Genomic DNA, 619 nt, shown 5'->3' on the forward strand with positions numbered 1-619 from the left:
TGCCTGGGGTTGGCGGTCTTCTCCCCGGTCGAGAGGGTCAGCAGGTGGTCCAGGCCGACATCCACACCCACGGCGGTTCCTGTCGCGGGAAGCGGCTTCACCGTCGGATCCTCGCACAGCAGGGAGACGTACCAGCGCCCGGCCGCGTCCTGGGACACGGTCACCGTGGACGGCTTCGCACCCTCCGGCAGCGGCCGCGACCAGCGGATGTCCAGCGGATCACACATCTTCGCCAGCGTCAGCCGGCCGTCGCGGAAGCGGAAACCACTGGTGGTGTACTCGGCGGACTTCCGGGACTTCTTCTTCGACTTGAAGCGCGGGTACTTGGCCCGCTTGCCGAAGAAGTTGGTGAACGCCGTCTGCAGGTGCCGCAGGCACTGCTGGAGCGGAACGGAGGAGACCTCGTTGAGGAAGGCCAGTTCCCCGGTCTTCTTCCACGCCGTCAGCATCGCCGACGTGGCGTTGTAGTTCACCCGCTCCTGCCGCGCCCATGCCTCGGTGCGGGCGGCGAGCGCCATGTTGTAGACCTTGCGGATGCAGCCGAACGTGCGCGACAGCTCTGCTGCCTGCTCGTCCGTGGGACAGAAGCGGTACTTGAACGCCCGCTTCACCTGCGTCG

The 619-nt window shown here is 66.9% G+C and carries 1 protein-coding gene; it reads right to left on the reverse strand.

Annotated elements, in window-relative coordinates; genetic code table 11:
* Nucleotides 1–619: RNA-guided endonuclease InsQ/TnpB family protein (locus tag IE239_RS41585; RefSeq protein WP_373308244.1), on the reverse strand; the 619-nt coding region annotated here is incomplete at both ends.

Source organism: Streptomyces humidus (assembly GCF_014649655.1).
In the GTDB taxonomy this organism is placed as follows: Bacteria; Actinomycetota; Actinomycetes; order Streptomycetales; family Streptomycetaceae; genus Streptomyces; species Streptomyces humidus.